We start from the raw sequence: 6,239 nt of genomic DNA on the forward strand, positions 1-6,239 counted from the left end.
GTAGAACCGATGGGGATCAGTTTTTCGCGGTCGCAGCACCGCTCTGGGGCAGTTCCGTGGCGCGGCGTCGTCGTGACCACGGGCGTCGCCGCGGTGGGCGCCGCCATGCTCACCGGCGCCACCGCCAGCAGTTCGGCGCAGGCCGGAACCACCACGACCACGGTGGCCCAGGCCGCGCAGGCCGTCGGCCGCCACACCGACGCCCAGGCCGTTCCCGCGCAGTTGGCCCAACTGTACGGCTTCGCTCCGCCGACGTCCGCTCGCGACACGCGCGATCCGCAGTTCCGCATCGCCGACGACCTCCCGAACGGCCCGCTCGGCATCCCGGGCGTGGTGCTGCAGGCGTACAAGCTGGCGGCCACCCGGGTGGCCGCCGAGAACCCGCAGTGCAAGCTGCCGTGGTACCTGCTCGCCGGCATCGGCCGGATCGAGTCCGGGCACGCGGGCGACGGCGACGTCGACGAGTTCGGCAACACCCGCACCGAGATCCGCGGCCCCGTGCTCGACGGTTCGCTGTCCGGCCACGAGGTGATCACCGACACCGACAAGGGGCGCTGGGACGGCGACCCCAAGCACGACCGCGCGATGGGCCCCATGCAGTTCATCCCCAGCACCTGGAAGACCTGGGGCTCGGATGCCAACGGCGACGGCGAGGCCGACCCGGACAACATCTTCGACGCGACCTTCTCGGCCGGACGCTACCTCTGCTCCGGTGTCACCGACATCATGTCCGAGAAGAACAAGATCGGCGCGGTCCTGCGCTACAACCGTTCGCGGGCGTACGTGAACAACGTCCTGGGCTGGGCCGCGGCCTACGCCACCGGGGCGATCCCCACCGAGGGCATCCCCGGCATGGACGACGAGGACGACAAGAAGGACGAGCGCAAACGCGACCGGCAGCGCGCCCGGGACCGGGACCGCGAGCGCGAGCGGGCGGAGACCCCGGCGCCGTCGACGTCGACCAAGCCCAAGCCCGCACCGCCGCAGCAGCACTGCCTCGGCGCGGTCTGCCTGCCCCCGGGCGTCGGTCCGCAGCCCGTGCCGCCGAGTTCCAAGAAGCCCTCCCCGACCACCCGGAAGGCTCCGACCACCCGGACGTCGCCGAACAACCCGCGGTAGGGCTGTCGACGACGGGTCCGTCGGTCCGCGCCGCGGCGGCGTGAATCACCCGGACCGGCGACGACTACTGTGGTGGGCGTGAGCACAGCAGGCAACCCCACCGAGGCCGCCGTCCGTTCGGCGCTGAGCAAGGTGACCGATCCCGAGATCGGTCGCCCCATCACCGACCTGAACATGGTGAAATCCGTCGCCGTCGCCGAGGACGGCGGCGTCGACGTCGGGGTGTACCTCACCACCGCGGGCTGCCCGATGAAGAGCAGGATCAGCGACAACGTGGTCAGCGCCGTGTCCGACGTCCCCGGCGTCGGCGAGGTCCGGGTGGAGCTCGACGTGATGAACGACGAGCAGCGCGCCGAACTGCGCAAGCTCCTGCGCGGCGACAAGGCCGAGCCGGAGATCCCGTTCTCCAAGCCGGGGAACCTGACCCGCGTGTACGCGGTGGCCTCCGGCAAGGGCGGCGTCGGCAAGTCGAGCGTCACCGTGAACCTGGCTGCGGCGCTGGCCGCCCGCGGACTCTCGGTGGGCGTCCTGGACGCCGACATCTACGGCCACAGCGTGCCCCGCATGCTCGGCAGCGACGCCAAGCCCACCCAGGTCGACTCGATGATCATGCCGCCGATCAGCCACGACGTGAAGTTCATCTCGATCGGCCAGTTCACCGACGGCAACACCCCGGTCACCTGGCGCGGCCCCATGCTGCACCGGGCCCTGCAACAGTTCCTCGCCGACGTCTTCTGGGGCGACCTGGACGTGCTCCTGCTCGATCTGCCCCCGGGCACCGGCGACGTCGCGATCTCCATCGCCCAGTTGATCCCGGGCGCCGAGATCCTGGTGATCACGACCCCGCAGCAGGCCGCCGCCGAGGTGGCCGAACGGGCCGGGGCCATCGCGCTGCAGACCCGCCAGAAGATCCTCGGCGTGGTCGAGAACATGTCGTGGCTCGAACTCCCCGACGGCACCCGGATGGAGCCCTTCGGTTCCGGCGGCGGCGCCACCGTGGCCGAGCGCCTCACCCGCGCGGTCGGCGCCCCGGTGGAACTCCTCGGCCAGATCCCCCTGGAGCAGCAGCTCCGCGAGGGCGGCGACGCGGGCACGCCCGTCGTGCTGTCGGCACCGGAGTCGGCGTCGGGGTCGGCGCTGCGCGCGGTGGCCGACAAACTGGCGGTCCGCCGCCGCGGCCTGGCCGGAATGAGCCTGGGCATCGACACCGTCCGCCGCTGACCGCCTTCCCCTTCGCCGGTCGAGCTTCTCTCTTCGCTGGTCGAGCGGAGTCGAGACCCCCGTCCGGTCGTCGAGCATCGAAGGATCTCGGGCACCGGAAGGACCTCGATCACCGAAGGGCCGAGGGCGACGCTTCTTCCGCCCCGCCCGGGGTCAGGTGCTAAGTGGCATCCCAGTCGGTGACGTCGTGCCTGCGCGGAGCCTTCGGCGGAGGCGGGACGTGCTCGCCGCCCAGGCGGCTCGGGTCGACCTGCGTCACTCCCCCGTCGGGGTTCAGCTCCGGCGGAGTGCTCGATTTCTCGATCGACACGCCGCCACCGGGCGACGGAGCCGGACCGGACCGGCTCAGCGGACTCAGCGAGTCGCGCACCGACGACTCCATCTCGTCCAGGGGCGACGAATCGCCGTCGAACAGGTGCTTGGTGATCACCGCCCGCGGCGTCATCTGCCGCAGTTCGTTGATCTGCTGCAGCGGTTCGCGGATCGAATCGAAGTCGGTGCCCATCTGCTCCTGCAGGTCCTTCGAGGCGCCGGTCGCGTAGTCGCGGACCCTGCGCACGGACTGCATGACCCAGGTGATCGCTCCCGGCAGCCGTTCGGGCCCCAGGATCACCAGGGCGGCGATGACCAGGACGACGATCTCGCCCCATCCGACACTGCTGAACATCGTGGTCCGCCGGCCGTGCCTAGTCCGCCGCCGGCTTGATGGTGCCGGAGAACACCCGGCCGTCGCGCCAGTACTTGAACTTCACGTCCTTGCCCACCTTCGACATCCGCACGGCGACGGTGAGCTCGTTGGCGCCCTCGACGGGCTTGCCGCCGAACTCGGTGATGACGTCCTTCAGTTTGAGGCCCGCGCGGGCGGCGGGACCGCCGGGCGACACGCTCTCGACCTTGGCGCCGAAGACCCGGTCGTTGCGGACGGTGGAGGCCGACACCCCGATCTGCGGGTGGGACACCTTGCCGTCGCTGATCAGGCCTTTCATGATCGGTTTGACCTCGTCGATCGGGATCGCGAAGCCCAGGCCGTTGGAGCCCGATCCGGCGACGGCGGTGTTGACGCCGATGACGCGGCCCTTCGCGTCGACCAGCGGGCCGCCCGAGTTGCCCGGATTGATGGCCGCGTCGGTCTGGATCGCGTTGAGCACCGCGTCCGTGTCGCTGACGGCGTCCGGGCGCAGCGGGACCGGACGGTCCACGGCGCTCACGATGCCGGTGGTGACGGTGCGGTCCAGCCCGAGGGGCGCGCCGAAGGCGATCACGGTCTGACCGATCTCCAGTCGGCTGGAGTCGCCGAGCGCCGAGACCTTGAGGCCCTCGACGTCGTCCACCTTCAGCACCGCGAGGTCGGTCTTGGTGTCGCGGCCGGCGATGCGCGCGGGCACCCGCTGGTGGTCGGCGAAGACGACCTCCAGTTTGGCGCTCTTGTCTTGAGCGGCCATGGAGATCACGTGGTTGTTGGTGACGATGTAGCCGTCCTTGGACACCACGAAGCCCGAACCGGTGCCGCCGCCGGCCGGGGTGCGCACCTCGATCATCACGATCGCCGGCGCCACGCCCTGCGCGATCTTGGCGATCGGCGAGGAGGCGGCCTGGGAGTCGTCGATGTTGAGTTTGACGTTCTCGGAGTTCAGCGGGGGCACGGCTTCGGCGGTGTAGCGCCCGACGAGGCCGCCGGCGACCCCGATCAGGATCGCGACGATCGCCAGGCTGGCCAGCGCCCACCATGTGACCCGGCGGCCGAACAGCAGATCACCGAGACCGAGTTTGGGACCGGGTGCCGCCGCCGACGTCTTCTTCGACTCGCTCAGCGCGGGGGCGGCGAGCTGCGCGGCGCTGGCCGGATCGCGCCACGGATCGGCGACGTCGGACTCCGGCTCGGTTCGGCCGTAGTCGGCGTGGGGGTCGCGTTCCAACGACGATGCCGCCCCTGCCGGACGGCCGAAGGCCTCGGCGAGCACCGGATCCGGGGGCGCGAGCTGCGGCTGCGGCCGCTCCGACGGCACGGTGCTGAACGAGCCGGTCACGCCCGCGGGGCGACCGAACACGGCCGCCGTCTGCGGTGACACGGGGACACCGCGCGGGGGCACGGGTCGTCGTTCGACGACCGTCGGCCGGTCGTCGGCGGCCGGATCGGGTTCGACGACGGCGGATTCGGCTGCGGTGTCGGGTTCGACGACGGGCGCGGAGGAGTCGGCCGGAGCCGACCGGTCGGGGGTGTCGGTCACGGGTCAGCGGCTCCGCCGGTTCAGGTCCCGCACATCGTATTCGCGGGTCGGGATCTTGCCGAGTTCACCGATCAGGCTCGACGGCGCGCACACGTCGTCGCACGATCGGAGCAGCGAACGCGCACTCGCCTGGGCGGCCACCTCGGCGGCGCACTGCGGGCACAGTTCCAGGTGGGCGACGACGCGCCCGCGGGCGGTCCCGCCCAGCACGCCGTCCACGTAGGCGACGACGGCGTCGGCGGCCAGATGATCGGTGGAGGCGAAGGCCCGGCCCGCCCGGAACTCGGGGTTGGTGGTGAACATCGCGCCGGCCGGCGCCCAGCGCCATGACCGGGAGGGTCGATCGGCCACCTGTGTCACCCCTCTCGCAACGGTCCGGGCTCCGTCGCGCTCGCGGCGAAGACTGTGCCAGCTTATCGGAACGCCGCGGGGTGCGGGGTCAGGCATTGTCGCCGACGGCCACCGAACGGCTGTCGGTATGGCCGCGCGCGGCCAGGAACTCCCTGATCCCGGAGCGTCCGCGATGGATCCGACTGCGGACGGTGCCCATCTTGACGCCCAGCGTCGCGGCGACCTCCTCGTACGAGAGCCCCTCGATGTCGCACAGCACGACGGCGGCGCGGAAGTCCGGCGCGAGCGAGTCGAGGGCCTGCTGCAGGTCCGGGTCGAGCGAGGCCTCGGCGAAGGCCTGCTGCGGGTCCGGGGTGCCGTCGCTGATGCGCTCGTACCCGGTCTCCAGGGCCTCCATCCGGATCTTGCTGCGTCGTCGCACCATGTCCAGGAACAGGTTCGTGGTGATGCGGTGCAGCCAGCCCTCGAAGGTGCCGGGCTTGTAGTCGTTGAGCGAGCGGAACACCCGGATGAACGTCTCCTGGGTGAGGTCCTCGGCGTCGTGCTGGTTGCCGGAGAGCCGGTAGGCGAGGCGATAGACGCGGTCGGCGTGCTCGGCGACCAGCTCCTCCCACGACGGCATCAACGTCCGGTCCCCCGTCGCGTCGAACCCTGCGGTTCCCGCGAACGGCGACGGGACGGCGTCGTTCTGCTGAGGTTCCTTCACCGGTCTGCTCGACCCCTTTCCGTAGGCTGGTGGGTCCGACGCCCGACACGTCGCCGCTGTTCCCAACCCTGACGAATCACAGCCTCTCCCATGCCCTTGTGGTACCGCTGTTACCCGGCTGAGTGTTTGCTGAGGATGCGAGTCGTGTCCGATCCGGTGTGCCGATGTCACGCGCGGAGACCGACCGTGGCACCCTCGTCTGCATGAAGGACAACTCCGGAAGCCGGTCGCGTTCGGCGGCCGCGCTGGCCGCGTACGCCGATGCCGCGATCATGGAGGACGATGCCCTGCAGGCGGCCCGGGCCCGTGCCGAGGAGCTCGGCGCGTCCACCGTCTCCCCCGCCGCCGGAGCCCTGCTCTCGCTGCTGACCCGGATCGCCGACGCACAGCACGTGGTGGAGATCGGCACCGGAGTCGGCGTGAGCGGGCTGTGGCTGCTGGCCGGCATGCCCGTCGGCGGCGTGCTCACCACGATCGACCCCGAACCCGAGCACCACGCGGCCGCCCGGCTGGCGTTCGCCGACGCGGGCATCTCCCCCAGCCGCACGCGGTTGATCACCGGTGCAGGTGCTGTTCGGATTCTATCGTGTCCCCTATTAACCTTAGCAATACGT

7 protein-coding genes are annotated in these 6,239 nt (G+C 71.0%); 3 read left to right on the forward strand and 4 right to left on the reverse strand.

All coding sequences use genetic code 11. The features are described 5' to 3' along the window. Window positions 1-9: 9 nt before the first annotated feature. Both QM809_RS17520 and QM809_RS17525 read left to right on the forward strand, forming a co-directional pair. Window positions 10-1,119 (forward strand): lytic transglycosylase domain-containing protein, encoded by a 1,110-nt coding sequence (locus tag QM809_RS17520; RefSeq protein WP_415046959.1) that lies wholly within the window; start codon window positions 10-12, stop codon window positions 1,117-1,119. A gap of 78 nt (window positions 1,120-1,197) precedes the next feature. Beyond that, a complete protein-coding gene (locus QM809_RS17525; protein WP_415046960.1) occupies window positions 1,198-2,340 on the forward strand; it encodes an Mrp/NBP35 family ATP-binding protein in 1,143 nt (380 codons plus the stop codon). A 160-nt stretch (window positions 2,341-2,500) separates the two neighbouring features. Here QM809_RS17525 and tatB read toward each other — a convergent pair whose 3' ends face one another. The 4 genes from tatB to sigE all read right to left on the reverse strand — a co-directional run bounded on the left by tatB (window position 2,501) and on the right by sigE (window position 5,625). Next, window positions 2,501-3,007, reverse strand: a complete 507-nt coding sequence (gene tatB, locus QM809_RS17530) for a Sec-independent protein translocase protein TatB (RefSeq protein WP_415046961.1) — start codon at window positions 3,005-3,007, stop codon at window positions 2,501-2,503. A 19-nt stretch (window positions 3,008-3,026) separates the two neighbouring features. Further along, on the reverse strand, window positions 3,027-4,568 hold the full coding sequence (locus QM809_RS17535) for a trypsin-like peptidase domain-containing protein (RefSeq protein ID WP_415046962.1): 1,542 nt from the start codon (window positions 4,566-4,568) through the stop codon (window positions 3,027-3,029). A 3-nt stretch (window positions 4,569-4,571) separates the two neighbouring features. Further along, window positions 4,572-4,919 carry a zf-HC2 domain-containing protein gene (locus QM809_RS17540; RefSeq protein ID WP_415046963.1) on the reverse strand — a complete coding sequence of 116 codons (348 nt, stop codon included), beginning with the start codon at window positions 4,917-4,919 and terminating at the stop codon, window positions 4,572-4,574. A gap of 88 nt (window positions 4,920-5,007) precedes the next feature. Next, complete coding sequence (gene sigE / locus QM809_RS17545; protein WP_415046964.1) at window positions 5,008-5,625, reverse strand: RNA polymerase sigma factor SigE; 618 nt, start codon at window positions 5,623-5,625, stop codon at window positions 5,008-5,010. 203 nt (window positions 5,626-5,828) lie between these two features. Here sigE and QM809_RS17550 point away from each other — a divergent pair. Further along, a partial coding sequence (locus QM809_RS17550) for an O-methyltransferase (protein ID WP_415046966.1) occupies window positions 5,829-6,239 on the forward strand: 411 nt, incomplete at its 3' end.

Origin of the sequence: Gordonia sp. (in: high G+C Gram-positive bacteria) (genome assembly GCF_047600385.1) — a bacterium.
Taxonomy (GTDB): domain Bacteria; phylum Actinomycetota; class Actinomycetes; order Mycobacteriales; family Mycobacteriaceae; genus Gordonia.